24 protein-coding genes are annotated in these 24,984 nt (G+C 63.5%); 9 read left to right on the top strand and 15 right to left on the bottom strand.

All coding sequences use genetic code 11. From position 1 onward, the window contains the following. The first annotated feature begins 8 nt into the window (after positions 1-8). Entirely contained in the window at positions 9-1,034 is a 1,026-nt protein-coding gene (locus tag CAY82_RS02385) for a putative 2-aminoethylphosphonate ABC transporter substrate-binding protein (protein WP_087499774.1), read from the top strand. Between the two features lie 68 nt (positions 1,035-1,102). Then, the gene (locus CAY82_RS26950) at positions 1,103-1,246 is read left to right on the top strand and encodes a hypothetical protein (RefSeq protein ID WP_256576203.1); all 144 of its coding nucleotides are present in this window, start codon (positions 1,103-1,105) and stop codon (positions 1,244-1,246) included. A 123-nt stretch (positions 1,247-1,369) separates the two neighbouring features. On the opposite strand, the gene CAY82_RS02380 is transcribed toward CAY82_RS26950, so the two are convergent. Next, positions 1,370-2,734, bottom strand: a complete 1,365-nt coding sequence (locus CAY82_RS02380; RefSeq protein ID WP_087499773.1) for a GTPase/DUF3482 domain-containing protein — start codon at positions 2,732-2,734, stop codon at positions 1,370-1,372. Beyond that, entirely contained in the window at positions 2,727-4,118 is a 1,392-nt protein-coding gene (locus CAY82_RS02375) for a DUF2868 domain-containing protein (protein ID WP_087499772.1), read from the bottom strand. Before CAY82_RS02375 ends, CAY82_RS02380 begins: the two co-directional genes overlap by 8 nt. 54 nt (positions 4,119-4,172) lie before the next feature. Between CAY82_RS02375 and CAY82_RS02370 the strand changes: the two genes are divergently transcribed. After that, positions 4,173-4,688, top strand: coding sequence for a dihydrofolate reductase (locus CAY82_RS02370; protein ID WP_087499771.1), 516 nt, complete (start codon positions 4,173-4,175; stop codon positions 4,686-4,688). 44 nt (positions 4,689-4,732) lie between these two features. Here CAY82_RS02370 and CAY82_RS02365 read toward each other — a convergent pair whose 3' ends face one another. Continuing rightward, positions 4,733-4,939: a hypothetical protein gene (locus CAY82_RS02365; RefSeq protein WP_087499849.1), complete on the bottom strand. Its 207-nt coding sequence runs from the start codon at positions 4,937-4,939 to the stop codon at positions 4,733-4,735. A gap of 144 nt (positions 4,940-5,083) precedes the next feature. Continuing rightward, on the bottom strand, positions 5,084-6,475 hold the full coding sequence (locus CAY82_RS02360; protein ID WP_087499770.1) for an L-cystine transporter: 1,392 nt from the start codon (positions 6,473-6,475) through the stop codon (positions 5,084-5,086). Between the two features lie 244 nt (positions 6,476-6,719). Between CAY82_RS02360 and CAY82_RS02355 the strand changes: the two genes are divergently transcribed. Beyond that, positions 6,720-7,775, top strand: a complete 1,056-nt coding sequence (locus tag CAY82_RS02355; protein ID WP_087499769.1) for a phosphorylcholine phosphatase — start codon at positions 6,720-6,722, stop codon at positions 7,773-7,775. A gap of 9 nt (positions 7,776-7,784) precedes the next feature. Here the strand turns inward: CAY82_RS02355 and CAY82_RS02350 are convergent, their stop codons facing one another. Further along, positions 7,785-8,453: an FMN-dependent NADH-azoreductase gene (locus tag CAY82_RS02350; RefSeq protein WP_087499768.1), complete on the bottom strand. Its 669-nt coding sequence runs from the start codon at positions 8,451-8,453 to the stop codon at positions 7,785-7,787. 139 nt (positions 8,454-8,592) lie between these two features. On the opposite strand from CAY82_RS02350, the gene CAY82_RS02345 reads away from it, so the two are divergent. Then, entirely contained in the window at positions 8,593-9,447 is an 855-nt protein-coding gene (locus CAY82_RS02345; RefSeq protein ID WP_087499767.1) for a LysR family transcriptional regulator, read from the top strand. Positions 9,448-9,515: 68 nt separating this feature from the next. Here CAY82_RS02345 and ilvD read toward each other — a convergent pair whose 3' ends face one another. Beyond that, entirely contained in the window at positions 9,516-11,357 is a 1,842-nt protein-coding gene (gene ilvD / locus CAY82_RS02340) for a dihydroxy-acid dehydratase (protein WP_087499766.1), read from the bottom strand. Between the two features lie 271 nt (positions 11,358-11,628). Continuing rightward, a complete protein-coding gene (locus CAY82_RS02335; RefSeq protein WP_087499765.1) occupies positions 11,629-12,825 on the bottom strand; it encodes a class I SAM-dependent rRNA methyltransferase in 1,197 nt (398 codons plus the stop codon). 223 nt (positions 12,826-13,048) lie between these two features. Between CAY82_RS02335 and CAY82_RS02330 the strand changes: the two genes are divergently transcribed. Both CAY82_RS02330 and mutM read left to right on the top strand, forming a co-directional pair. Next, positions 13,049-13,867 (top strand): HDOD domain-containing protein, encoded by an 819-nt coding sequence (locus CAY82_RS02330; protein WP_170931013.1) that lies wholly within the window; start codon positions 13,049-13,051, stop codon positions 13,865-13,867. Between the two features lie 3 nt (positions 13,868-13,870). Continuing rightward, the gene (mutM, locus tag CAY82_RS02325) at positions 13,871-14,683 is read left to right on the top strand and encodes a bifunctional DNA-formamidopyrimidine glycosylase/DNA-(apurinic or apyrimidinic site) lyase (protein ID WP_087499763.1); all 813 of its coding nucleotides are present in this window, start codon (positions 13,871-13,873) and stop codon (positions 14,681-14,683) included. A 123-nt stretch (positions 14,684-14,806) separates the two neighbouring features. Here mutM and CAY82_RS02320 read toward each other — a convergent pair whose 3' ends face one another. From CAY82_RS02320 to CAY82_RS02300, 5 genes are all read right to left on the bottom strand, one after another. Continuing rightward, positions 14,807-15,058, bottom strand: coding sequence for a YfhL family 4Fe-4S dicluster ferredoxin (locus CAY82_RS02320; RefSeq protein WP_013974644.1), 252 nt, complete (start codon positions 15,056-15,058; stop codon positions 14,807-14,809). A gap of 108 nt (positions 15,059-15,166) precedes the next feature. Then, positions 15,167-15,646, bottom strand: a complete 480-nt coding sequence (gene coaD / locus CAY82_RS02315) for a pantetheine-phosphate adenylyltransferase (protein WP_003249065.1) — start codon at positions 15,644-15,646, stop codon at positions 15,167-15,169. Positions 15,647-15,758: 112 nt separating this feature from the next. Further along, positions 15,759-17,357, bottom strand: coding sequence for a GMC family oxidoreductase (locus CAY82_RS02310; RefSeq protein ID WP_087499762.1), 1,599 nt, complete (start codon positions 17,355-17,357; stop codon positions 15,759-15,761). Between the two features lie 20 nt (positions 17,358-17,377). Continuing rightward, complete coding sequence (locus CAY82_RS02305) at positions 17,378-17,863, bottom strand: twin-arginine translocation pathway signal protein (RefSeq protein ID WP_087499761.1); 486 nt, start codon at positions 17,861-17,863, stop codon at positions 17,378-17,380. Positions 17,864-17,873: 10 nt separating this feature from the next. Then, complete coding sequence (locus CAY82_RS02300; RefSeq protein ID WP_087499760.1) at positions 17,874-19,304, bottom strand: coniferyl aldehyde dehydrogenase; 1,431 nt, start codon at positions 19,302-19,304, stop codon at positions 17,874-17,876. Positions 19,305-19,454: 150 nt separating this feature from the next. On the opposite strand from CAY82_RS02300, the gene CAY82_RS02295 reads away from it, so the two are divergent. Both CAY82_RS02295 and CAY82_RS02290 read left to right on the top strand, forming a co-directional pair. Then, positions 19,455-20,120 carry a TetR/AcrR family transcriptional regulator gene (locus CAY82_RS02295; RefSeq protein ID WP_025340981.1) on the top strand — a complete coding sequence of 222 codons (666 nt, stop codon included), beginning with the start codon at positions 19,455-19,457 and terminating at the stop codon, positions 20,118-20,120. Positions 20,121-20,155: 35 nt separating this feature from the next. Next, positions 20,156-21,010: a sulfurtransferase gene (locus CAY82_RS02290; protein ID WP_087499759.1), complete on the top strand. Its 855-nt coding sequence runs from the start codon at positions 20,156-20,158 to the stop codon at positions 21,008-21,010. A gap of 173 nt (positions 21,011-21,183) precedes the next feature. Here CAY82_RS02290 and CAY82_RS02280 read toward each other — a convergent pair whose 3' ends face one another. From CAY82_RS02280 to CAY82_RS02270, 3 genes are read right to left on the bottom strand one after another with little or no spacing between them, the layout of a single operon-like run. After that, the gene (locus tag CAY82_RS02280) at positions 21,184-22,176 is read right to left on the bottom strand and encodes a hydrolase (protein ID WP_087499757.1); all 993 of its coding nucleotides are present in this window, start codon (positions 22,174-22,176) and stop codon (positions 21,184-21,186) included. A gap of 60 nt (positions 22,177-22,236) precedes the next feature. Next, the gene (locus CAY82_RS02275; RefSeq protein WP_087499756.1) at positions 22,237-23,610 is read right to left on the bottom strand and encodes a pitrilysin family protein; all 1,374 of its coding nucleotides are present in this window, start codon (positions 23,608-23,610) and stop codon (positions 22,237-22,239) included. After that, entirely contained in the window at positions 23,603-24,904 is a 1,302-nt protein-coding gene (locus tag CAY82_RS02270) for a pitrilysin family protein (protein ID WP_087499755.1), read from the bottom strand. The genes CAY82_RS02275 and CAY82_RS02270 overlap by 8 nt, the downstream gene beginning before the upstream one ends. Positions 24,905-24,984 lie beyond the last annotated feature (80 nt).

Here is a 24,984-nt window from a genome sequence, read left to right as displayed (position 1 = left end):
ACCAACCCATGTACAAGCACCTTGCACTTGCCGCTGCCGTTTCCGCCGTGTACAGCCTGCAGGCTTCGGCCGCTGGTACCCAGCTGACGGTCTACACCGCCCTGGAAGCCGAACAGCTGAAGAGCTACAAGCAGGCCTTCGAGAAGGCCAACCCGGGCATCGAGATCAAGTGGGTCCGTGACTCCACCGGCATCATCACCGCCAAGCTGCTGGCCGAGAAAGACCGCCCGCAAGCCGACGCGGTATGGGGCCTGGCCGCGTCGAGCCTGGCCATCCTCGACCAGAACGGCATGCTCGAAGCCTATGCACCGAAGGACCTGGGCAAGATTGCCGCCAACTACCGCGACGCTGCCAACCCGCCAGCCTGGGTTGGAATGGACGTGTGGGCCGCGACCATCTGCTTCAATACCATCGAGGCCGAGAAGCAGGGGGTGAGCAAGCCGGTCAGCTGGCAGGACCTGACCAAGCCCGAGTACAAGGGCAAGATCGTCATGCCGAACCCGGCCTCGTCCGGCACCGGCTTCCTGGATGTCAGTGCCTGGCTGCAGACCTTTGGCGAGCCACAGGGTTGGGCGTACATGGATGCGCTGCACCAGAACATCGGCCAGTACGTTCATTCCGGTTCCAAGCCGTGCAAGCTGGCAGCAGCGGGTGAATTCCCGATTGGCATCTCGTTCGAGTACCCGGCAGTGCAGCTCAAGCGCCAGGGTGCGCCGCTGGACATCGTGCTGCCGAAGGAAGGCCTGGGTTGGGAGATCGAGGCGACTGCGGTGATCAAAGGCTCGCCAAAAGCGGATGCGGCCAAGCGCCTGGCTGATTTCTCGGCAAGCCCGGCGGCCATGGAACTGTACAAGGAGAACTTCGCCGTGCTGGCCGCACCGGGCATTGCCAAGCCGCAGACCGAACTGCCGGCGGACTATGAACAGCGCCTGATCAAGAACGACTTTGCCTGGGCCTCGAAGAACCGTGACCAGATCCTGGCCGAGTGGCGCAAGCGCTATGACGGCAAGTCGGAGAAGGTGGCTCAGCAGTAACCTGCACCGGCCCCTTCGCAGCACAAGGCTGCTCCTACAGGTCGGCGACAACCTGTAGGAGCAGCCTTGTGCTGCGAAGAAGCCACCACCAGATCAAGCCAGGAGAAGACGGTGATGCCCACCCCAGCCCAGGGGATGAGCGGGCCAAGGTGGTCGGGATGGCGGTGAATGACCTGGATGGGTTGAAGCAGAAGGCTTTGGCATTGCTTTGATATGTGGGCTGCCTGTGCCGGCCTCTTCGCGGGTGAACCCGCTCCCACAGGAATAGTGCACATCTCAAGGAATGTGGATACCTGTGGGAGCGGATTTACCCGCGAAGAGGCCAGACTTGCTGATCAAAACTGTGAAACCAGAGCCTCCAGCTGTTCCTGCCGCTCAGCCTGATTCAGCTTCGCCCCAGGGTTCAGGGTGGACCACTGTGGATGCGCCCGCGCCTTGCTCAGCGCCTCCGGCAACTTGCCCTCTCGCCAGGCCTTCTCATCCAGCTCACCCAGGCGAATGCTGTCCTGCGCTGCATGCCCGCGGTTTTCCAGCGCCACCAGCAACTGCTGCTGACGCAAGGCCAGCAACCGCAATACCGTATCATCCACGGTCAGCTCGCGCTTGCCCTTGAGCTTGCCCATCAACCGTGAACCATAGTTGCGCGCCGTCTGCAGCGCACCGCCAGCAATCGCCCCGGCCAGGGCGGCAGCTCCCAGGGTCAGGCCGCCGACCAGCAGGTCCACCCCGGCACCTGCTGCAGCACCGGCAGCCACTCCACTGCCCAGGCGCACGCCCAGCAGCTTCAAGGTTTCGGGGTTGAACAGGTCATCGCCCCAGCGGCCATCCAGCAACGGCAGGTCACTGGCATGGGCGTCCTCGCGGCGGAAGGCATACAGCTTCAGCAATGCCTCGACGCAGCGTTGTTCGCGCTGGCGCACCTCTTGCCGCAATGCCTCGATAGCCTGGGCTTCGGCAGTCGGTTCGGCCTCGACGCTGCGTCGGCAGGCGGCGCAGTCCAGCAGCAGCTCGGCAATCAGGCGCTTGCCGCTGTGCCGACGCGCCAGGCGCTGGGCCTGCTGATCGTCGATCAGCCGCTGCAGGGCCGGGCGGGCGTCTTCCAGCAGCAGGGCCAGGCTTTCGTACAAACGGCGCTCGCCATCCTCTGGCGGGGCCACGCTGTCGAACCGCACCAACGCGTGAAGCCCAAGCCTGGCAAGGGCTTCACGCCATTGCGGCTCGCGGTGCTGATGGCTGGCGACGAAATTGAGTACCGGTAGCAGCGGCTTGCCGCAGCTGGCCAGTACTTCCAGTTCATCGCGGTATTTGGCCAGCACCGGTTCGCGGGCGTCGATCACATACAAGCCGGCATTGCTGGCCAGCAGTTGGCGCAGCACCTTGGCCTCCTGCTCGAAACGCTGGCGTGCCTCGCTGCCTTGCAGAAAGCGCTCGAGGCGGGCCGGGCCGTCCAGGCGCTCGCCCGGGCGTTCCAGGCGTTCGAGGTAGTCGAGCAGGGCGATGGCGTCTTCCAGGCCCGGGGTGTCATACAGCTCCAGCAAGGGATCGCCGTCCACCGACAGCCGCGCACCTTCAACATGGCGGGTGGTGCTGGGGCGGTGGGAGACCTCACCAAAGCCGACGTCGCGGGTCAGGGTGCGCAGCAGCGAGGTCTTGCCGACGTTGGTATGGCCGACCACTGCCAGTTTCAGGGGCTCAGTCATGGCCATGCTCCAGCCAGGTCAGCGGCGAGGTATCGGCATGCACCAGGCCAAGGCGGTCGAGGGCTTCGTGCCAGTCGCCCAGGCGCTGGGCGTCCAGGGCTTCGCCTGGTGCGGCCTGCAGTAACCAGATGCGGGTTGCGCCGGCGTTGCGTGCCAGTTCGGCGAGCAACGCCAGGCTGCCACGATCGGGCGAGCGGCGCGGGTCGCAGGCGATGGCCAGGCGTGCCGGCGGGAAGCGGCTGAGCTGTTCGAGCAGGCGGTTGCGCGATTCACGGCTGTCGAGTACGCCGGCACTGGTCACGCTTTTCGGCAGGGCGGGTGGCCAGGGGCGCTGGTCGTCCAGCTCCAGGCCGACCAGCAGGGCACCGCTGCTGCCGCTTTCCAGCTGGCCTGCGGCAAACTGCGGCAAGGCTTCGGGCGCGGCATCCTGTACGCCGATGCGCTCGCTGCGTGGCATCAGTGCTTCACGCAGCTGCGCGTAGCCGGGCAGGCTGAGGTCCAGCGCCAGGCGTTGGCGGCCTCGGCGCCAGTGCCACAGGCACAACCCGGCCAGCAGCAGGCGCGGTAGCAGGCCGTACACCAGCACCACGCCAAGCAGCCAGCTGGCCCAGGCCTGGCGCGCCACGTCCAGGGCCGGCTGGCTGTTGCCACTGGCACGGATCATGGTTTCGTCGGGTACCGTGAAGCCCAGGACAGAGGGCAGCGCGCCCAGCGCCTGGGTCAGGTGGATGAAAGGGTCGGCGGCGAGCAGGGTGGTTTCCCAGACAAAGCCATAGCGCCGGGTCGCCAGCAAGGCCAGCAGCATGCCCAGCGCGGTCACCATGGCCAGAAGCCACAGGCCATGTACCAGCAGGCCGAGCAGCCAGCGGTTGAGGCGTTGGCGTTGCAGTAGTACCAGCAGCGCTGGCGCCAGGTGTGCGGCTTTGGCATCACGGGCAAAGCGTTCGCTCAGCCACAGCCACAGGCGGCCCAAACCCGCGCCATGCTCGCCGCTCACGGCAAAGCCGATGGCCCAGCCCAGCAGCATCAGCAGGTTCAGCCCGAGCAGGCTGCCCAGCGCCCAGAACACATTCACCGGGCGTTGCCCGTCGCCCAGGGCGGCCAGTGTCAGCCCCGCGCCGCTGAGCACGGCCAGCAGCAGCAAGGCCAGCAGCGCCAGGCGTGCGCCCTGCTTCCAGTGGCGCAGGGCGGTGCTGATGCCGTCGCGTTCGGCCAGGAACAGCGCACGGGTTTCGATGCGAGCGGCCAGGTCACCGCCTGCCTGGCGGGCGCGGCGGTTGGCTTCCCGGTCCTCCAGGGGGCCGGCATGTTCCTCGCGCAGGCGTACCGCTTCGGTGAGCCAGCGCTTGTCCAGTGAAGTCGGTGCAGTCACAAGGTCTTCCATTGCACAGGTCAGGGCAGAAGCATAACCCACACGCCCGGTGCTATCCTCGCTGGCATGAATACATCACTCCCCCTCAGCCTGATCGCGGCTCACGCCGAGAACCGCGTGATCGGCATCGACAACTCCATGCCCTGGCATTTGCCGGGGGACTTCAAGTACTTCAAGGCCACTACCCTGGGCAAGCCGATCATCATGGGGCGCAAGACCTGGGACTCGCTGGGCAGGCCCTTGCCCGGGCGGTTGAATATCGTGGTCAGCCGGCAGGCAGGGCTGGAACTGGCGGGGGCCGAGGTGTTTGGTTCGCTGGAAGAGGCGCTGGTGCGGGCCGAGCAGTGGGCGCGTGAGCAGGGCGTCGATGAGCTGATGCTGATTGGCGGGGCGCAGCTGTATGGGCAGGCGCTGGAGAAAGGGCTGGTCAGCCGCATGTACCTGACGCGGGTCGAGTTGTCGCCGGAGGGGGATGCCTGGTTCCCTGAGTTCGATCGGGGGCAGTGGAAGCTGGTGTCGAGCGAGGCGCAGGCTGAGGAAGGCAAGCCTCGGTATCACTTCGAGGTCTGGAACAAGGTTTGAGATTGCCGGGGCTGCCTTGCAGCCCTTTCCGACCGGTCCGGCGCTCAGATGAGCAGCTTGATGATCAATGCGGTGACAGTAGCCACCGTGGTGACGAAACCGACGGCGATGGCAACCGGGTACCAGAAGGTTTCGCGGGTCATTTTGCCGGCTTCAGCATTCAGCTTGCGTGTCTCGGCCATCAACTTATCCACTTCGACGCGGATCTTGGCAACCTCAACGCGGATTTTTTCGGCTTCTGCCTGGGTCATGTCGTACTGCTGCATGGTGGTTCCTTTCCATCGGCGCATTCGCTAGCCCGGCTGTCAGTATAGCAACGCCAATAGCCAGCTATTGCTTGCTTCCCATGCCATTGCGTTACTGGATATTGGGGCCGCATAGCGACCCCTTCCTTATCAGGAATGGCTCAGCTCGGCATGTTCATCGCCAGCCAGCACATCCTTGTCGGTCTCTTTCAGCAGTTGGCTGGTCACCACCCCTGCGGTCATCGAACCGTTCACGTTCAACGCCGTACGGCCCATGTCGATCAGCGGCTCCACCGAAATCAGCAACGCCACCAGCTCAACCGGCAAGCCCATGGCCGGCAGCACGATCAGCGCGGCGAAAGTAGCGCCCCCACCTACGCCGGCAACCCCTGCCGAACTCAGGGTGACGATGGCCACCAAGGTGGCGATCCACAGCGGGTCGAAGGTATCGATGCCCACCGCCGGTGCCACCATCACCGCCAGCATGGCGGGATAGAGGCCGGCGCAGCCGTTCTGGCCAATGGTGGTACCGAACGATGCACTGAAGCTGGCGATCGATTGCGGTACGCCCAGGCGGCGGGTTTGCGCTTCGATGTTCAGCGGAATGCTGGCGGCGCTGGAGCGGCTGGTGAAGGCGAAGGTCAGCACCGGCCACACCTTGCGGAAGAAACGCAGCGGGCTCACGCCGGTGGCGGCGAGGATAACGCCGTGCACCACGAACATCAGCGCCAGGCCCAGGTACGATACCACCACGAAGCTGCCCAGCTTGAGGATGTCTTCCATGTTGGAGCTGGCCACCACCTTGGTCATCAGCGCCAGCACGCCATATGGGGTCAGCTTCATCACCACTCGCACCAGGCGCATCACCCAAGCCTGCAGGGTATCGATGGCCGACAGCGCGCGCTCGCCTTTCTCGGCATCGTCCTTGATCAACTGCAGCGCAGCCAGGCCGAGGAACACGGCAAAGATCACCACGCTGATGATCGAGGTCGGCTTGGCCCGTGCCAGGTCACCTACCGGGTTGCTGGGGATGAACGACAGCAGCAGTTGCGGGATGTTGAGGTCGGCGACCTTGCCGGCGTAGTCGCTGTGGATAACCTGCATGCGTGCGCTTTCCTGGGCACCGGCCACCAGGCCTTCGGCGCTGAGGCTGAACAGGTTGGTCAGGACGATGCCGATCAGCGCGGCGATGGCGGTGGTCAGCAGCAGGGTGCCGATGCTCAGCACGCTGATGCGGCCCAGCGACGAGGCATTGTGCAGGCGTGCCACGGCGCTGAGGATCGAGGCGAAGATCAGCGGCATGACAATCATCTGCAACAGGCCGACGTAGCCGTTGCCGACCAGGTCGAGCCAGGCGATGGTGGCCTTGAGCACGGGATGGCCAGCGCCATAGATGGTATGCAGGGCCAGGCCGAATACCACGCCCAGCACCAGGCCCAGCAATACTTTCTTGGCCAGGCTCCAGTCGGTGCGGCGGGTTTGTGCCAGGCCCAGCAACAGGGCCAGGAACGCCAGCAGGTTAAGGGACAGCGGCAGGTTCATTGAAGCTCCAGCAGAAAAAAGCAGAAGAGGCATCGCCTCTGTGAGCGATTGCGAACGGAAATGCTAACAGCCTGAAAACAAACGAATTTATACACAAATGGAATGTGTATAGTCGTTTATGGAATAACGATGTGTCGCGGATTGCAATGAACACGGCGTTTGCAGCTGCCTGGAGGTCGTTATCGAGGGCTGCCGGCGGGGTTGGTTGCACTAGCGTTTGCGGGTCATTCCAGGAGATTCGCACATGAAGTTTGCTCCGAAAGCCGTCGCCGTCGGCCTGTCCCTGCTGTTCAGTATCGAAACCTTCGCCACCGAGCTCAAGCACTGGCCTGCCGAGGCCGCCAGGCAGCTCGACAGCATGATCGCCGCCAATGCGAACAAGGGTAACTACGCGGTGTTCGACATGGACAACACCAGCTACCGTTATGACCTTGAAGAGGCTTTGCTGCCGTTCATGGAAAACAAGGGGTTGCTGAGCCGCGACAAGCTCGACCCGTCGTTGAAGCTGATGCCGTTCAAGGACACCGCCGAGCATAAGGAAAGCCTGTTCAGCTACTACTACCGGCTGTGCGAAGTTGACGACATGGTCTGCTACCCGTGGGTGGCCCAGGTGTTTTCCGGTTTTACCCTGCAGGAGCTGAAGGTGCAGGTGGATGAGATGATGGCTTCCAGCAAGCCAATCCCCAGCACCTACTACGAAGGCGACCAGGTCAAGACCATCGAGGTACAGCCGCCCAAGGTCTTCAAGGGCCAGGCCGAGCTGTACAACAAGCTGATGGAGAACGGTATCGAGGTCTATGTGGTTTCGGCGGCCTCCGAAGAACTGGTGCGTATGGTCGCGTCGGACCCTAAGTACGGCTACAACGTGAAACCGCAAAATGTGATTGGCGTAAGCCTGCTGCTGAAGGACCGCGCCAGCGGCCAGCTGACCACCGCGCGCAAGCAGATCAGTGCCGGGCATTACGATGCCAAGGCCAACCAAGGGCTGGAGCTGACTCCATACCTGTGGACCCCGGCCACCTGGATGGCGGGCAAGCAGGCGGCGATCCTGACCTATATCGATGAGTGGAAGAAGCCGGTGCTGGTGGGCGGCGACACGCCGACCAGCGATGGCTACATGCAATTCCATGGGGTGGATGTGGGCAAGGGCGGCATTCATCTGTGGATAAACCGCAAGGCCAAGTACATGGACCAGATGAACGGGATGATCGCCAAGAACGCGGCGGCGCAGGCCAAGGAAGGGCTACCGGTGACGGCGGACAAGAACTGGGTGATCGTGACACCGGAGCAGATCCAGTAACGGGACCTATCAGCCGTTGCGGCCCACAACGACAGTCCGGGCCGCTTCCTGATCAATGTTCTGCGCCAGCAAGGTCACTGCTTCGATGGCGCTTGCACGGATGCTGGCCCCCAAAGGGCCAAGCGTCTGCTCGACCACGACACTGTGCACCTGGTTTATCCCGACGAAGCGAAACCACGTATCGATGAAGGGTTTTTCCAGGCCAAAAGCATGGTCGGGGGTCTGTGAGTCAGGGCCATAACCTAGTCCGCGGGAGTAGATTGCAACAGCTCGACGTCCGCCCAACATGCCATTCAACCCTTGCTCATCGAAGGTGAACAAAACGCCTTTGTGCGAAATTGCGTCGATCAGATGCTTGAGCTTGTACGGGATGCCGAAATTCCACAGTGGTACGCTGAACACCAAGGTATCAGCCTGGTGGAACCGTTCAGCGAGTGTCTTGATCTGCTCCCATGCCGCGACCTGGGCGGTCGACAGTGGGGCATCGGCAAGCCCTGCGTACTTTGCCGCGAGCAAAGCGCCATCCACTTCAGGGAGCTCGCACTCCCAAGGGTCAAGGCAGTCAATCTCCACGGCTTTGCGCTTGGCCAATGCCGTCAGGAACACTTCTGCAATCTGAGTGGAAACGGACCGCTCTCCTCTCGGTGAGGCACAAACATACAAGATACGTTCAACCATGGGGCTTCTCCTTGGCAGCGTTGGTGGCACTTCCCCTGGCGTTCGGCCGCACAGGTGCTTGGCGCAAAGTCTGATTCAGAATGATTAATCATAGAAATGATGTATGCTCTGCATATTGAGTGAGATAGGTGATTAATCCGTGTTCGATACTGTGCTTTTGCGTAGCTTGCTTGCCGTTGCTGACAACGGTGGTTTCACGCGCGCGGCGCAGAGACTGCACCTTACGCAGTCGGCGATCAGTGCTCACATCAGGCGGCTTGAGAGCGAAGCTGGGCACAAATTGCTGGAGCGCACCACCCGTTCGGTCAGCCTGACGCCAGCGGGCGCCCGGCTGGCAGGCTATGCCCGCACTATTCTGGCGCTGCACGATGATGCTCGCGCGAGCCTTGGCGTAGGCCGTCGGGTTTCAGGCATGGTATTTGTGGGGTTGAGCGAGGAAATGGTGAAAGCCCCCATCATCGACTGCCTGCGTCGATTCTCGGTGGCACACCCCGATGCAGAGATTTCCCTGAAAGTCGGCCTGACCGGGGAACTGCTTGCGCTCATGCAATCGGGTGGGCTCGATATTGTGTTGGGGAGACGCTGCGGCGATGAAGAGCGTGGCGAACTGCTTTGGTCCGAGCCGTTGATCTGGGCGAAAGGGCCGGTTGCGCTGATCACCGATGATGCAGCCATCCCAATACCCCTGGCGGTGTTTTCCGATCAATGCCCCTACCGTGCTGCCGCCATCGAAGCCCTGGCGCGTGCGGGGCGACAATGGCGGATCGTTTGCCAGAGCCCAAGTGCCGGGGGGCTGATAACTGCCGTCAGCGGTGGGCTGGGTGTAACGCCAGTCACCCGGTCGTCCGCACTGGCTTCAGGTTTACAGGAGGTGCCAACGTTGCCGCCACTTCCTCAAGCGCAGTTCATTTTGACTTCGACGGCGAAGTCGAAGCGTTCAGTTGCACTGCTGCTGGCGCAATTGCGCCAATGTGCTGCGAGGGGGGAGCTTTGACTCAGCAGTTCTTCACAGCCATAAAAAACCGGCGCACAAGGCGCCGGCTTTTCAAACGCTAGGAAGTCTTACAGCCCTTCGAGCATCGCCTTGTTACGCACAGCACCCTTGTCGGCACTGGTCGCCAGCAAGGCATAGGCCTTCAGCGCGGTGGTCACCTTGCGTGGGCGTACTTCAGCCGGTTTCCAGCCCTTCTTGTCCTGCTCGACGCGGCGCTCGGCCAGCTCCTCGTCGCTGACCTGCAGGTTGATCGAGCGGTTAGGAATGTCGATCAGGATCTTGTCGCCGTCGCGCACCAGGCCGATGGCGCCACCAGCGGCGGCTTCCGGCGAGGCGTGGCCGATCGACAGACCCGAGGTACCGCCCGAGAAGCGGCCGTCGGTGAGCAGTGCACAAGCCTTGCCCAGGCCCTTGGACTTCAGGTACGAGGTCGGGTACAGCATTTCCTGCATGCCCGGGCCACCTTTCGGGCCTTCGTAGCGGATGATCACGATGTCGCCAGCCTTCACTTCGTCGGCGAGGATGCCGCGTACGGCGCTGTCCTGGCTCTCGAAGATCTTAGCGGTGCCTTCGAATACATGGATCGACTCGTCGACACCGGCGGTTTTCACCACGCAGCCATCCAGCGCGATGTTGCCGTACAGCACGGCCAGGCCGCCTTCTTGCGAGTAGGCGTGCTCGACACTGCGGATGCAGCCTTCGGCGCGGTCCAGGTCCAGGCTCGGCCAGCGGGTCGACTGGCTGAACGCGGTCTGGGTCGGGATGCCGGCAGGGCCTGCCTTGAAGAAGGTGTGCACGGCTTCGTCATCGGTCTGGGTGATGTCCCACTTGGCGATGGCCTCTTCCATGCTGCGGCTGTGCACGGTCGGCAGGTCGGTGTGCAGCAGGCCGCCACGGGCCAGCGAGCCGAGGATGCTGAAGATGCCGCCGGCGCGGTGCACGTCTTCCATGTGGTACTTCTGGATGTTCGGCGCCACCTTGCACAGCTGCGGCACCTTGCGCGACAGGCGGTCGATGTCACGCAGGTCGAATGCCACCTCGGCTTCCTGGGCGGCGGCCAGCAGGTGCAGGATGGTGTTGGTCGAGCCGCCCATGGCGATGTCGAGCATCATGGCGTTCTCGAACGCCTTGAAGTTGGCGATGTTGCGCGGCAGTACCGACTCATCGTTCTCGCCGTAGTAGCGCTTGCACAGCTCGACGATGGTGCGGCCGGCGGTAAGGAACAGCTGCTCGCGGTCGGCGTGGGTGGCCAGGGTCGAACCGTTGCCCGGCAGGGCCAGGCCCAGGGCCTCGGTCAGGCAGTTCATCGAGTTGGCGGTGAACATGCCAGAGCACGAACCGCAGGTCGGGCAGGCGCTGCGCTCGTATTCGGCGACTTTCTCGTCGGAAGCCGAAGAGTCGGCGGCGATGACCATGGCATCGACCAGGTCCAGGCCGTGACTGGCCAGCTTGGTCTTGCCGGCCTCCATCGGGCCGCCAGACACGAAGATTACCGGGATGTTCAGGCGCAGGGCGGCCATCAGCATGCCGGGGGTGATCTTGTCGCAGTTGGAAATGCACACGATGGCGTCGGCGCAGTGGGCGTTGACCATGTACTCCACGGCGTCGGCGATGATCTCGCGGCTTGGCAGCGAGTAGAGCATGCCGTCGTGGCCCATGGCGATGCCGTCATCCACCGCGATGGTGTTGAATTCCTTGGCTACGCCACCGGCACGTTCGATTTCACGGGCGACCAGCTGGCCCAGGTCCTTCAGGTGCACGTGGCCCGGGACGAACTGGGTGAACGAGTTGGCGATGGCGATGATCGGTTTCTTGAAGTCTTCGTCCTTCATCCCGGTGGCGCGCCACAGGGCACGGGCGCCGGCCATGTTGCGGCCCTGGGTGGAAGTCTTGGAACGATAATCAGGCATGAAACACTCCTGGCGGCTTAATCAGGTCACAAATAGGGGAGTGAGCTTCTCTTGTCCTTTGCGCTGCAGGCCGGTTGCCACTGGCACGGATGGGGCCGAAGACCGCGCGGGATCGCCGCGTGCTTGGCCATAGCTCATAAACCCGCCGGGGATGACTGGCGATGAATAGGCCGATTCTACACCGCTGGCGCGGCGAGGGAATGCAGATGTGGATAGCTGGCGGGGAGTTTGCGGCAGGAAAGGGCCGCTGGGCGGCCCTTTTTAGCGGATATCAGCTATTTGGCAGCAACCGGCAGGTGATGCTCTTGATGTAGCGGGTTTCGGCGATGGCCGGGTGTACCGGGTGATCCGGGCCCTGGCCGCCGCGCTCGAGCAGCTGCAGGTTGCGGTCCAGATGGCGGGCGCTGGTCAGCAGGATGTTGTGCAGGTCATCCTCGGGCAGGTGCATGGAGCACGAGGCGCTGACCAGGATGCCATCCTTGGTCAGCATGCGCATGGCCTGCTCGTTAAGGCGGCGGTAGGCCGCTTCGCCGTTTTTCAGGTCTTTCTTGCGCTTGATGAAGGCGGGTGGGTCGGCAATGATCACGTCGAAGCGCTCTTCGGCGGCCTTGAGCTCGCGCAGGGCCTCGAATACGTCGCCTTCGATGCAGGTCAGTTTCTCGCTGATGCCGTTCAGCGCGGCGTTACGCTCCACGCCGTCCAGGGCGAAGCCCGAGGCATCGACGCAGAACACTTCGCTGGCACCGAAGGCACCTGCCTGCACGCCCCAGCCACCGATGTAGCTGAACAGGTCGAGCACGCGCTTGCCTTTCACGTACGGTGCCAGGCGTGCACGGTTCATGCGGTGGTCGTAGAACCAGCCGGTTTTCTGGCCTTCACGCACCGGGGCTTCGAACTTGACGCCATTCTCTTCCAGCGGCACCCAGTCCGGCACTTCGCCATAGACGGTCTCGACATAGCGCTGCAGGCCTTCGGCATCACGCGCGGAGGAGTCGTTCTTGAACAGAATGCCGCTTGGCTTGAGCACCTGTACCAGGGCTGCAATCACGTCGTCCTTGTGCGCTTCCATGGTGGCCGAGGCCAATTGCACTACGAGGATGTCGAAGAAGCGGTCGACCACCAGGCCCGGCAGGAGGTCGGAGTCGCCATAGACCAGGCGGTAGCACGGTTGGTCGAACAGGCGCTGGCGCAGCGACAGGGCGACGTTCAGGCGGTGTACCAGTAGCGACTTGTCCAGCGGCAGCTTGACGTCGCGTGACAGCAGGCGGGCGCAGATCAGGTTGTTCGGGCTCAGTGCGACGATACCTAGCGGCTTGCCGTTGGCCGCCTCGAGAACGGCCTGCTGACCGGCCTGGAAGCCTTGCAGCGGGGTCGCGGTGACGTCGACTTCGTTGCTGTAGACCCACAGGTGGCCGGCGCGCAGGCGGCGGTCGGCATTGGCTTTGAGGCGAAGGCTGGGCAGGGACATGACGTCGCTCCGGGAAAAAAGAGCGGAATTATAACCTGTTGCCTGGCCGCGCGCCCGTTGTGGGAGCAGGCCTGTGCCGGTTAAGTAAAAAATCGCCGCAACCATTCAGTGGTTGGTCCCATTCCGCGTTAGAGGGTTAGAATCGCTGGTCCCGAACGAGTGTGCACGTATGTCCCAAGAACTCAGCGCCGAACAGATCCAGCAAGCCTTGCAAGGCATCACCATCCCGCCGCAACCGCAGATCATGGTCGACCTGCAGTTCGAGCAGTACATGCCTGACCCGGACCTGGAAACCATCGCCAAGCTGATTTCCCAGGACCCGGGCCTCTCGGGCGCCTTGCTCAAGCTGGTCAACTCCCCGCATTTCGGCCTTTCCAACAAGATTGGCTCGATCCAGCGCGCAGTGAACCTGTTGGGCAGCCGTTCAATCATCAACCTGATCAACGCCCAGTCGATCAAGGGCGAGATGACTGACGAGACCATCGTCACCCTCAACCGCTTCTGGGATACCGCCCAGGATGTGGCAATGACCTGCCTCACCCTGGCCAAGCGCACCGGCATTCAGGCGGCGGACGAGGCCTACACCCTGGGCCTGTTCCATGACTGTGGCGTGCCGCTGATGCTCAAGCGCTTCCCCGACTACATGGATGTGCTGGAAGAGGCCTATGCCAAGGCCGACGAGGAAACCCGCGTGGTCGACACCGAAAACAGCGCATTCAACACCAACCATTCGGTGGTCGGGTATTTCACTGCCAAGTCCTGGCGCCTGCCCGAGCACCTCAGCGCGGCCATTTCCAACCACCACAACGCCCTGGCGGTATTCCGCGACGAGAGCTCGCGCAATACCCAGAGCCAGTTGAAAAACCTGTTGGCGGTGCTGAAGATGGCCGAGCACATCTGCGCGTCGTACCGGGTGCTGGGTAACCAGGCCGTGGACCACGAGTGGAATGTGGTAGGCCCGCTGGTGCTCGATTACATCGGTTTGTCGGAATACGATTTCGAAAACCTCAAGCAGAACATTCGCGAGTTGGGCGGGCACTGACGCATGCCGGAATTACCTGAAGTAGAAACCACCCGGCGCGGCATTGCGCCCCACCTGGAAGGGCAGCGCGTCAGCCGTGTGGTGGTGCGTGACAGGCGCTTGCGCTGGCCGATCCCGGAAGACCTGGATGTGCGCCTGTCGGGGCAGCGCATCGTCAGTGTCGAGCGGCGTGCCAAGTACCTGTTGATCAATGCCGAGGTCGGCACCCTGATCAGTCACTTGGGCATGTCAGGCAACCTGCGGCTGGTCGAGCTGGGCTTGCCGGCGGCCAAGCATGAGCACGTGGATATCGAACTGGAGTCGGGGCTGATGCTGCGCTACACCGACCCGCGCCGCTTTGGCGCGATGCTATGGAGCCTGGACCCGCTCAACCACGAACTGCTGCTGCGCCTGGGGCCGGAGCCGCTGACCGACCTGTTCGACGGCGAGCGGTTGTTCCAGCTGTCCCGTGGGCGGTCGATGGCGGTCAAGCCGTTCATCATGGACAACGCGGTCGTGGTAGGGGTGGGCAACATCTACGCCACCGAGGCGCTGTTTGCCGCCGGTATCGACCCTCGTCGGGCAGCGGGCGGGATTTCCCGGGCGCGCTACCTGAAGCTGGCGATCGAGATCAAGCGGGTGCTGGCGGCGGCGATCGAGCAGGGCGGCACCACGCTACGCGACTTCATCGGTGGTGACGGGCAGCCGGGGTACTTCCAGCAGGAATTATTTGTGTACGGGCGGGGTGGGCAGCCGTGCAAGGTGTGTGGCACGGAGTTGCGCGAGGTCAAGCTGGGGCAGCGGGCCAGCGTGTTCTGCCCGCGCTGCCAGCGCTAAGGCTGCGACCCAATTCGCGGGTAAACCCGCTCACACAGGTACAGCGAAGGCCTTGAGGGCAGTGCAATACCTGTGGGAGCGGGTTTACCCGCGAACAAGGGCGAAGCCCTTGCCAGGCAGCGATCAGGCCTTGCCAGTAATCCGGCGGTACTTGGCCATCAGCTCTTCTTCGGTTTCCGGGTGCGCTTCATCCAGCGGGATGCAGTCGACCGGGCAGACTTGCTGGCATTGCGGCTCGTCGTAATGGCCCACGCACTGGGTGCACAGGTTAGGGTCGATCACGTAGATTTCTTCGCCTTGGGAGATGGCCTCGTTCGGGCACTCGGGTTCGCAGACGTCGCAGTTGATGCAATCGTCGGTGATGATCAGGGACATGGGGACTCCGGCCGGGGCTCTGCGCCCGGGCATGTTCAACGCAGTGGGCACAATTGTGCCGCATTCGCGCCCGCAGTGCACGCGGGCGCGATGATCAGCCGCTAAAGGTCACTTCTTGAAGCGCTCGGTCAGCGCATCGGCCACCACCGGGTGGACGAACTTGCTGATATCACCCCCCAGCGCGGCAATTTCCCGGACCAGGGTCGAGGAAATGAACGAGTAGCGCTCCGAAGGCGTGAGGAACAGGCTCTCGACGTCGGGGGCCAGTTGCCGGTTCATGTTCGCCAGCTGGAATTCGTACTCGAAGTCGGACACTGCACGCAGGCCGCGCAGGAAGACGTTGGCGCCCTGTTCCTTGGCGAAATGCGCCAGCAGCGAGGAGAAGCCGATGACTTCGACATTGGGCAGGTGCTTGGTGACCTCACGGGCGAGCTCCACCCGTTGTTCCAGCGGGAACAGCGGGTTTTTCTTGGGGCTGGCTGCCACCGCGATGATCACGTGGTCGAACAGCCGCGAGGCGCGCTCGACCAGGTCGCCATGGCCTTTGGTAATGGGGTCGAAAGTACCCGGGTACAACACTCGGTTCATCGCGTCATCCTGGCTGGAGTGCGTTGGGGAGTCGGATGGTAGCGCAGCGACGGCGCCCCGGCCAAGTCATGCGGCCGGCTGATGGCACTATAGACAGGGGCCTGGTTCCTTGTCATGCGCTGTGTGCCAGGCGGGCGACCAGCGCTTCGGTGAGCCTGGCGCTGATGGCATACACCGACAGTTGCGGGTTGGCGCCGATGCTTGTGGGGAACAGCGAGCCATCGTGAATCGACAGGTTTTCAAGCTGGTGATGGCGGCCCAGACTGTCGCACACCGCCTGGCGCGGGTCGTCGCCGAGGGCGCAGCCACCCATCACGTGGGCACTGCCCAGGCGCGTGCGGAACGGCTCCAGGCGTAACTTGTCGATCATGGCCAAGGCCTGTTCCAGGTTGGACGCGGCGCTGGCATCGCTGTGCACGGGGGTGACCTGGGTGGCGCCGGCGGCGAACTGGATCTGCGCCATGCTGCGATAGGCGCGGCGCAGGCCGTCGCGCAGGTAGTCGGTGACCGGGTAATCGAGCACCGGTGAGCCATCGCCGCGCAGTTCCACAGCACCGCCCTGGCTTTGCGGGTGGAAGCCGTCACGCAGCAGCGCCAGCATCACGTGGGTATGTGGCAGCTCGGCCATGCGCTGCGCATTCTCGCGGCCATGCCCGCCCAGCAGCGTGCTGGCCAGGGCCGGGTGCAGCGGTGGCACTTCCAGCTTGTAGCCAATCGGGCCGTCGCTGCCGCCTTGCCATTGGAAATGATCGCTATAGATGGACTGCGGGGCGCCGTAGTAGGGGTCGATACGTTCGTTGAAGCGTGCTGCGCTGAAGTTGACCAGGTGCAGGAAGGTACGTTTGCCCAGGCGGCCATGCGGGTCGGGCGCGGTAGAGCGCAGCAGCAGGGCCGGGCTGTTTATGCCGCCCCCGGCAAGGACGTAGTGGCGCGCACGCACGCGAACCAGCCGACCAGTGGGGTGTATGCCGTGGGGATCCAGCGCCTGGCAGGTCAGGCCCTGGATGCGCTCGCCGTTGTGTTCGAAACGCTCGGCCCGAGCCAGGTACAGCAGCTCGCCGCCCTGTTCGAGGGTGGCGGGAATACGCGTCACCAGCATCGATTGCTTGGCGTTCACCGGGCAACCCATGCCGCAGTAGCCCAGGTTCCAGCAGCCGCGCACGTTGCGTGGGATCACCGCCCAGCGGTAGCCCAGTTGTTCGCAGCCACGGCGTAGTACGTCGTTGTTGGCATTCGGTGGCAGAGCCCAGGGGGTGATGCCCAACTCCTGCTCGATGCGTTCGAACCAAGGGCGCATTTGCTCCTCGCCCAGGCCGCTCACGTTGTGGGCGCAGGCCCAGTGTGCCAGGGTCTGTGGCGGGGTGCGAAAGCTCGAGGTCCAGTTGACCAGCGTGGTGCCGCCCACGGCGCGGCCCTGGAGGATGGTGATGGCGCCGTCCTTGCTCATGCGGCCCAGGCCTTCCTGGTACAGGCTGGCATAGGCTTCGTTTTCCAGCAGATGGAAATCGCTGCTGGTCTTAAGCGGGCCTTCTTCGATCAGGAGCACCTTGAAGCCGGCAGTGCTGAGTATCTGTGCGCTGGTAGCGCCACCGGCACCACTGCCGATCACGGCAACGTCGGCTTCCAGCGTGAGGTCGTGCTCCAGGCGCGAGGCGTCGTGGGTGATCCAGCCGCGTTCCTGGCCTTGGCGAAAGGGGTCGGGGACAGGCATTGGTGCTGCTCTTGTAGTTTTCAGATTTTCGGTGGCCCCGGGTAACCGCAGGCGGCCCAGGATTCGGGGCGTTCGTACCAGGCCATCTGCAGCAATTGCAGCAGCGAGGCGTGGCCCATGCGCAGCAGGTTCAGCGAGCTGTCCTGCCAACGTTGCAGGAAGGCCATGACCTGCTCGGCGCTGGCTTGTTCCCAGGCGCCCCAGACACCGGTCAGGGGGCCACGGGTGAGCGGCAGGCTGAGCACGTCGAACAACTGCCGGGTAAGCTTGAGCATTTCTGGCGACAGCGCTGCCAGCTTGTGGTCGAGGCTGTGCAGAACCAGTGTCTCGGCGGCCTGCGTGCCGGCCAGTACCACCGGGATCATCGCGCGCAGTAGCGGCAGGTCGTCGTCGCGCAGTACCTGGTAGCCCGTCGCGGCTGTTTGTGCGCTGCAGCCGACCAGGCTGGTACCGGCCAGAAAGACGCTGGCGCCAAGGCTGAAACGCAGTAGGTCGCGGCGGTGCATGGGCCGTCCCTCAGCGGATGAACAGCTTGAAAACCAGGCGCTGCAGGGCTTTGCCATAAGGTGGATAGATCAGCCGGGCAGCGTTGAAGCGTTGCTTGGCCAGCACCGCCTTGGCCTTGCTGAAGGTCAGGAACCCGTCATGGCCATGGTAATGGCCCATGCCTGAAGGGCCGATGCCACCGAACGGCAAGTCGTCCTGGGCCACGTGCAGCAGGGTGTCGTTCAGGCACACTCCGCCGGAGTGGGTATGACGCAGTACCTGCTCCTGGCCGGCGCGGTCATAGCCGAAGTAGTACAGCGCCAGCGGGCGTGGGCGCTGGTTGATGTAGGCCAGTGCCTGCTCGAGGCTGTCGTAGGGCACCAGCGGCAGCAGCGGGCCGAAGATTTCGTCCTGCATCACCTGCATGCCGTCGTTCACGCCCAGCAGCAGGTGTGGCGGCAGGCGCCGGCCCTGGCGGGTTTCGCCGGGGTACAGGTCGAGCACCTGCGCACCTTTGATGTGGGCATCGTCCAGCAGTTGCTGCAAGCGCTGCAGTTGGCGCTGGTTGATGATGGCGGTGTAGTCGGGGTTGTCGGCGATGCGCGGGTACAGTTGGCGTACGGCACGCTGGTAGGCGTCGCTGAAGGCTTCCAGCCGCTCGCGTGGCACCAGCACGTAGTCGGGGGCGACGCAGGTCTGCCCAGCGTTGAGGGTCTTGCCGAAGGCGATTCGCTCGGCGGCGCTGTCCAGCGGTACGTCGGCCGAGACTATGGCCGGTGACTTGCCACCCAGCTCCAGGGTGACCGGGGTCAGGTTGTGCGCCGCGGCCAGCATTACCTGGCGCCCTACGCTGGTGGCGCCAGTGAACAGCAGGTGGTCGAACGGCAGGCGGGCAAAGGCCTGGCTCACCTCGACCTCACCGAGCACCACGCTGACCAGGTCGTTGGGGAACACCCGCTCCAGCAACTGCTTCAGCGCCAGGCCAGTGGCGGGCGTGGCTTCGCTGAGCTTGAGCATGACCCTGTTACCGGCGGCCAGGGCACAGGTCAGCGGGCCGAGGGCAAGAAACAGCGGGTAGTTCCACGGCACGATAATGCCGATCACGCCCAAGGGTTGATAGCGCACCTGCGCGCTGGCCGGCTGGAAGGCCAGGCCGACCCGGCGCCGGCTGGCGCGCATCCAGCGTTGCAGGTGCTTTTCGGCGTGGCGCAGGCCTTGCACCGAGGGAAGCAACTCGGCCAGCAGGGTCTCGTCGGCGCTGCGCCCTTCAAAATCCCGGCCGATGGCCTCGATCAGTCTGGCTTGGTCGGCCAGCAAGGCTTCACGCAGGCTTTTCAGCCATTGGCGCCGCTGCGCCGCCGGCGGCAACGGGTTGTTGGCAAAGGCCTGGCGCTGGTAGGCGAACGTCGCCCCAAGGTCGAGGTCGTATTGCACAGGGGGGAAGGCACTGGGCGAGTTCATGGCGGTTTCGAATCCGGGCTGGAACCCCTAGAGCCTATACTCTAATTTGTGCGATGGTGCGAATTTTTCGGTGCTGTCGAGCGGTGCATTCCACCGCCAATACGCCGTAAGATGATCCTTTGATGAAGGCCCGCAGACTGGGAGCTGAGCATGGCCCCGCGCATGAAGACCCGAGAGCGCATCGTGCAGAACAGCCTGGAGCTGTTCAACCAGCAGGGCGAACGCAGCGTCAGTACCAACCACATTGCCGCGCACATGGAAATTTCGCCCGGCAACCTGTATTACCACTTCCCCAACAAGCAGGCGATCATCGCCCTGTTGTTCAGCCAGTACGAAGAACTGGTGGACAGCTTCCTGCGCCCGCCACAAGGCCGCGCGGCTACCGTGGAGGACAAGCGCTTCTACCTCAAGGCCCTGCTGGCGGCGATGTGGAACTACCGTTTTCTGCACCGTGACCTGGAGCACCTGCTGGATAGCGACCCGGAGCTGGCTGCCCGATACCGGCGCTTTTCCGAGCGCTGTCTGCGCCAAGGCCAGGCGATCTACCGTGGTTTCGTCGAGGCGGGCATCCTGGCCATGGCACCAGCGCAGATCGAATCGCTGACCATAAACGCCTGGATCGTGCTGACGTCCTGGGTACGTTTTCTCAGTACCACGCGGGAACATTCCGCGCACTTGGGTGAAGAAGCCTTCAAGCGCGGTGTCTACCAGGTACTGGTGCTGGAACTCGGCTTCGTCACCGACAACGCCCGCAATGCCGTGGACGCCCTGTGCCAGGAATTCCATGTACCGTTCAACCAGGCCCTGGAGCACTAGCCCAGGGCCTTAGCGCCATCGATCAGGAGATTGTCATGCCCCTTGCGCAATTGATCACCCCGCAGCAGTTGGCCGAGCGTCTGGGCTCGCCCAAGTTGGTGATACTCGACTGCCGCTTTGCCCTCGATGATGTGGATTATGGCCAACGCAGCTATGCCTTGGGGCATATTGCCGGGGCGCACTTTGCCGACCTGGAGCGTGACCTCAGCGGCCCGGTGAGCAAGGGGCGCACCGGGCGTCACCCATTGCCGGATGCCCGCCGGCTGGTCGAGCGCCTGCGTGAATGGGGCCTGGACAATGACAGCGAGGTGGTGCTGTACGACGACGGCCCCGGCGCTTATGCCGCCCGTGCCTGGTGGCTGCTGGTCTGGCTGGGCAAACGCAGCAGCGTGGCGATCCTCGACGGTGGCCTGAAGGCCTGGCATGCGGCGCACCTGCCGCTGAGCCTGGACCCGCCGGCCAAGCGTGAAGGTACCTTCAATGGTGAGCCGGATGGCAAGCTGCTGATCGATGCCGAGCACCTGGGCAAGCGCCTGGGCAGCGCTGACCTGACCCTGATCGATGCGCGTGCCTTGCCGCGTTTCCGTGGCGAAGTGGAACCGATCGATCCGGTGGCGGGGCATATTCCGGGGGCCCAGTGTGCGGCCTTTACCGACAATCTGGATGCTGACGGGCGCTTCCTGCCGCCGGAGCAGCTCAGGCAGCGTTTCGCCGAGAAGCTGGCCGGGCGGGCACCGGAGCAGTTGGTGGCGTATTGCGGGTCAGGGGTGACGGCGTGTCATAACCTGTTTGCCCTGGCGTTGGCGGGGTATCCGCTGGGCAAGCTGTATGCCGGGTCGTGGAGTGAGTGGATCAACGATCCGCAGCGTGGCGTAGCCACTGGCGAGTAAAAAGATCGGCAGTTCTAAGCAGGAAATCTGTGGGAGCGGGTTTACCCGCGAAGAATCCGGCGCGGTGGATGGCACCGGCGTTGCCGGTGTTCGCGGGTGAACCCGCTCCCACAGGGTACCGTGCAAGATCCAGATTTTGAGCAATACACATTGTAATGGCGTCAGGCAGGTAATTACCGGCCCTCTACCAACCACTGTGGAATCCGCCGCTCCAGGTAATACCCCGGGTTGCGCAGACTGCCGTCGACAAAGCCCACATGGCCGCCGCGGCTGTGCAGTTCGAAGCGGGTCTGCGGCGCCAGTTCGCGGGCCGTTGGCAGGCTGTGGCCGGATACGAAAGGGTCATCACTGGAATGGATGATCAGCGTCGGCGTGCGGTTCTGGCTGAGGAAGAAATGACTCGATGAGCGGCGGTAGTAGTCGTGCGCATCGCGAAAGCCGTTCAGCGGTGCGGTGACCTTGCCGTCGAAGTCCCAGAACGTGCGCAGGTTGCCCAGCGGCCCCAGCCGTTGCAGCGTCGCCAGCTGTTCATGCTGGCCCTTGTCGTGGAAGTGCCGCTGCTTGAGCTGCACATATGCCAGCATCTCGCGCATGAAATGCGCCTGGTACACCTTTGAGAAGCCCTGGCCGATGCGGTCGGCGCAGTGGTCCAGGCGAAACGGCACCGACACTGCCACCGCAGCCTGCAACTGGCTGGCGACACCGCTTTCGCCCAGGTATTTCAGCAGCACATTGCCCCCCAGCGAATAACCCACCGCATACAACGGCGCTAACGGGCGCTGGGCGCGCAGGTGGCTGACGATTTCGGCCAGGTCTTCGCTGGCGCCGGAATGGTAGCTGCGTGGCAGCAGGTTGGGCTCGCCCGAGCAACCGCGCCAGTTCACCGCCACGCTGGCCCAGCCGCGGCCTTGCAGCGCTTGCTGCAAGCCTTTGACGTAGGGCGAGTGGGACGAGCCGGTCAAGCCGTGTAGCACCAGCACCAATGGCGCGTGGGGCTGGTGCGGGCCGTGCCAGTCCAGGTCGATGAAGTCGCCATCGGCCAGCCAAAGCCGCTCGCGGTTGCGCTGCAATTCAGGCAGCTTGCGCCACAGTGGCCCCCACAGGGTTTGCAGGTGGGGGTTGGACAGGCCGATGGCCGGGCGGAATGTGGCGCTGGGGCTGGGCATGCTGGGCGACTCGTGATGTGCATGCCTAGAGTGCCATGAAACAGCGCCACTGTACCTGCGCTATTGGTCGGTGGCTGGCAGCGGCTGCTGGTCGACACGTGGGCCGACACTGACCAAGACCTTGCAGTTCAGGTCGAGCCGGCGCTGCATTACCGCACGAATATCTGCCGGGCTCAGCCTTTCGATGCGTTCAATGTAGCTGTTCAGGTGGTCCTCGGGTTGGTGTTGCTGGGTGATCTCCGTGAGCAATGCTGCGAGGCTGTTGTTCTGCGCGATGCCACGCAGCAACTGGCCAGCCAGCTGTTTGCGTGCCAACTTTAGTTCGGCCTGGGTTGGCCCGTGCTCGATGAAATCGCGCAGCGCGGCTGCTACCAGTTCTTGCGTGCCTTGCACGTAGCGTGGCGCGACCTCCCACTCAATGGTGAACAACCCACCGGAACTCAATGGCGATGCATGGCTGTAGATACCGTAGGTCAGCCCGCGACGTTGGCGCAGTTCCATCATCAGACGCGATTCGAGGCCTGAACCCAGCACCTCACTGGCCAGGACCAAGGCTTGGAATTCCGGGTCATTGGCGGGGACGTTCATGGGTAATGCCACAAGCACTGCACTGCTGGCACCGGGCTGTTCGACATTGATGGTTGCGGGTGTCGCTGCCGGGACGGCTGGCAGGTCGACAGCGGACCAGCCTTGCGGCAAAGCCTGGCTGACCTGTTGCGCGATGGCTTGGGCCTCGCTCAGAGCCAGGTCTCCGACAAGCACCATTTCCAGGTTGCTGGCGCTGTAGGCGCGTTGGTGGAATGCCCGCAAGTCTTCAGGGCTGACGGCGTCCACGCCTTGAATGGTGCTGCCCAGCGGGTTGCCATAGGGATGGCCTTTGAACAAATGACGAAACGCCTCGCTGCGCGCCCTGAGGTTGGGGCGCCGTTCACGTGATGCGTTGTGCTGCACGAGCTGACGCTTGATCTTCTCCAGGGCCGGCGTGGGGAAAGCCGGGTGTGCCACGAGGTCGGTAAACACTTCCAAGGCCGGCTCGAGTATCGTCTTCGTGCTCAAGCTGCGCAGGCTCAGCGTTGCGTGCTCCAGGCGTATCTGCTTTTCCATGATCGCGCCCAGGCGTTCCATGCGCTCCGCCTGCTGGGCACCGGTATAGCGCCGGCTGCCCTCGTCGAGCGTGTACAGCGTCAAGGCTGCCAGGCCGGGTTGCCAGGTGTCCTGGGTCGTGCCGGCCTTGAACCGTAATACCACATCGACGATAGGCAACCCGCGGGTTTCGACGAACTTCACGCCTGTGCCTGCCTCCGTGGTCCATGTCTGCACCTGTGTCCGAAGGGGTTCGAGCTGGTCCAGGTCAACGCCCTGGGCCGAGACCAAGCCATTGTAATTTCCGTTGGTTACAGCCAGCTGCGGCGTGCGCTCGATCATGTCATTCATCGGTGCTCTCCTTGTGGTGCATGAAGGTAATGGCCGCACGGGCTTCAGTCAGGAACTCCAGCGCAACCAGGCCTACCTGCTCGGCTGTCACGGCTTTGATGGCTTGCTGTTCATCGTCCAGGGCAATGGGGTCCAGGCCGCAGGCGGCCTGTTTGCCGATGGCCTCTGCCTGTTTGCCGATGTCGTCCCTTTCGAACAGTTGCCTGGCCAGCAGGCGAGCCTTGGCGCGTTCAAGGTCTTCCCTGGAGGGGGCAGACTGGCGGAACGCTTCGATTTCCAGCATCAACCTTTCTGCGGCAGCCTCCGGCGTAACCTGTGGGCTGCAGAACGCGTAGAGGGTCAGCAGGCTGTCACCGCGCTGCCAAGGCTCATAGGTCGCTCTCAGGCCTTGCAGTAGCGGAGCGTCCAGCACCAACAGACGCTGTAGCGTGCTGGCGTGGCCTTCAGCAAGGATCTCCGGCAGTAGACGCAGCGCGTAGGCTTGTGAGCTCGAGCGCGCAGTGCATTGGCTGGGAAGGTTGAAGCTGATGATCACGCCGGTGTACAGGCCATGCCAGCGCAGGGTCTGGAAGCGCCGAACCTGCGCTGAGGGCATTGTTGGTATTTGCCGTGTTGGCAGGCGGTTGGCGGGGATCGCTGCAAAGTGCCGTGTCACCAGCTTTTGTAGCTGGGCCAGCGCAATGTCACCGGCCACGGCGAGCGTGGCATTGTTGGGGTGGTACCAGGTCTGGTACCAGGTGCGCGCCGCCGCCGGGGTCATATGGCCGAGGTCGGTCTTATGGCCGGTCACGGGGGGGCCATAGCCGCTGTCGCCATAGGCCAGCAATTGGTGATGTTCAAGTGCCAGGGCCAAGGGGCTGTTGTCGACATCCTCGCGTCGCTCGGCCATGACCACCGCCAGTTCACGGGCAAAAGGCACGTCGCTGAGGGTGGCACTGGCCATGACGTCGGCCATGGCCTCCAGTGCAATCTCCAGGCGGTTGCGAGGCAATGTCAGCGGAAAGACCGTGGCATCGGCGTAGGTAAAGGCATTCGGGTCACCGCCCAAGTGGCTCATGAGGGCGGAATACTGGCCAGGAGCCAGTTTGCTGCTGCCTTCGAACAGCAGATGCTCCAGTGCATGGGACAGGCCGGTGTGGCCTTCGGGCTCGTAGCTGGAGCCTACGTGGTACCACAGCTGCACGCTGACCAGCGGCGCGCGGTTGTCTTCACGCAGGTAGACGCGCAGGCCGTTGGCGAGGGTAAAGGTGTGTACCGAGCCTGCCGGCGCGGGAGGGGCGGAGTGGTCGGTCATGGTTGAAGTGCTCCTGCAGAAATCGAAGGAGCAGCTTCAGCCATGAAGGCGGCGGGTTTGTGGTAACTAAATACGGCAGG

The sequence above is a fragment of the Pseudomonas sp. SID14000 genome (assembly GCF_002165135.1).
In the GTDB taxonomy this organism is placed as follows: domain Bacteria; phylum Pseudomonadota; class Gammaproteobacteria; order Pseudomonadales; family Pseudomonadaceae; genus Aquipseudomonas.
Note: the sequence above shows the minus strand (reverse complement) of the source record. Positions and strands in the feature narration are given on the sequence as shown.

Excerpts from the sequence above, each read along its gene's own strand:
- CAY82_RS02385 (WP_087499774.1), top strand. The coding sequence starts at position 9 with ATGTACAAGCACCTTGCACTTGCCGCTGCCGTTTCCGCCGTGTACAGC.
- CAY82_RS02380 (WP_087499773.1), bottom strand. The coding sequence starts at position 2,734 with ATGACTGAGCCCCTGAAACTGGCAGTGGTCGGCCATACCAACGTCGGC.
- CAY82_RS02375 (WP_087499772.1), bottom strand. The coding sequence starts at position 4,118 with ATGGAAGACCTTGTGACTGCACCGACTTCACTGGACAAGCGCTGGCTC.
- CAY82_RS02370 (WP_087499771.1), top strand. The coding sequence starts at position 4,173 with ATGAATACATCACTCCCCCTCAGCCTGATCGCGGCTCACGCCGAGAAC.
- CAY82_RS02365 (WP_087499849.1), bottom strand. The coding sequence starts at position 4,939 with ATGACCCAGGCAGAAGCCGAAAAAATCCGCGTTGAGGTTGCCAAGATC.
- CAY82_RS02360 (WP_087499770.1), bottom strand. The coding sequence starts at position 6,475 with ATGAACCTGCCGCTGTCCCTTAACCTGCTGGCGTTCCTGGCCCTGTTG.
- CAY82_RS02355 (WP_087499769.1), top strand. The coding sequence starts at position 6,720 with ATGAAGTTTGCTCCGAAAGCCGTCGCCGTCGGCCTGTCCCTGCTGTTC.
- CAY82_RS02350 (WP_087499768.1), bottom strand. The coding sequence starts at position 8,453 with ATGGTTGAACGTATCTTGTATGTTTGTGCCTCACCGAGAGGAGAGCGG.
- ilvD (WP_087499766.1), bottom strand. The coding sequence starts at position 11,357 with ATGCCTGATTATCGTTCCAAGACTTCCACCCAGGGCCGCAACATGGCC.
- CAY82_RS02335 (WP_087499765.1), bottom strand. The coding sequence starts at position 12,825 with ATGTCCCTGCCCAGCCTTCGCCTCAAAGCCAATGCCGACCGCCGCCTG.
- mutM (WP_087499763.1), top strand. The coding sequence starts at position 13,871 with ATGCCGGAATTACCTGAAGTAGAAACCACCCGGCGCGGCATTGCGCCC.
- CAY82_RS02320 (WP_013974644.1), bottom strand. The coding sequence starts at position 15,058 with ATGTCCCTGATCATCACCGACGATTGCATCAACTGCGACGTCTGCGAA.
- coaD (WP_003249065.1), bottom strand. The coding sequence starts at position 15,646 with ATGAACCGAGTGTTGTACCCGGGTACTTTCGACCCCATTACCAAAGGC.
- CAY82_RS02310 (WP_087499762.1), bottom strand. The coding sequence starts at position 17,357 with ATGCCTGTCCCCGACCCCTTTCGCCAAGGCCAGGAACGCGGCTGGATC.
- CAY82_RS02305 (WP_087499761.1), bottom strand. The coding sequence starts at position 17,863 with ATGCACCGCCGCGACCTACTGCGTTTCAGCCTTGGCGCCAGCGTCTTT.
- CAY82_RS02300 (WP_087499760.1), bottom strand. The coding sequence starts at position 19,304 with ATGAACTCGCCCAGTGCCTTCCCCCCTGTGCAATACGACCTCGACCTT.
- CAY82_RS02295 (WP_025340981.1), top strand. The coding sequence starts at position 19,455 with ATGGCCCCGCGCATGAAGACCCGAGAGCGCATCGTGCAGAACAGCCTG.
- CAY82_RS02290 (WP_087499759.1), top strand. The coding sequence starts at position 20,156 with ATGCCCCTTGCGCAATTGATCACCCCGCAGCAGTTGGCCGAGCGTCTG.
- CAY82_RS02280 (WP_087499757.1), bottom strand. The coding sequence starts at position 22,176 with ATGCCCAGCCCCAGCGCCACATTCCGCCCGGCCATCGGCCTGTCCAAC.
- CAY82_RS02275 (WP_087499756.1), bottom strand. The coding sequence starts at position 23,610 with ATGAATGACATGATCGAGCGCACGCCGCAGCTGGCTGTAACCAACGGA.
- CAY82_RS02270 (WP_087499755.1), bottom strand. The coding sequence starts at position 24,904 with ATGACCGACCACTCCGCCCCTCCCGCGCCGGCAGGCTCGGTACACACC.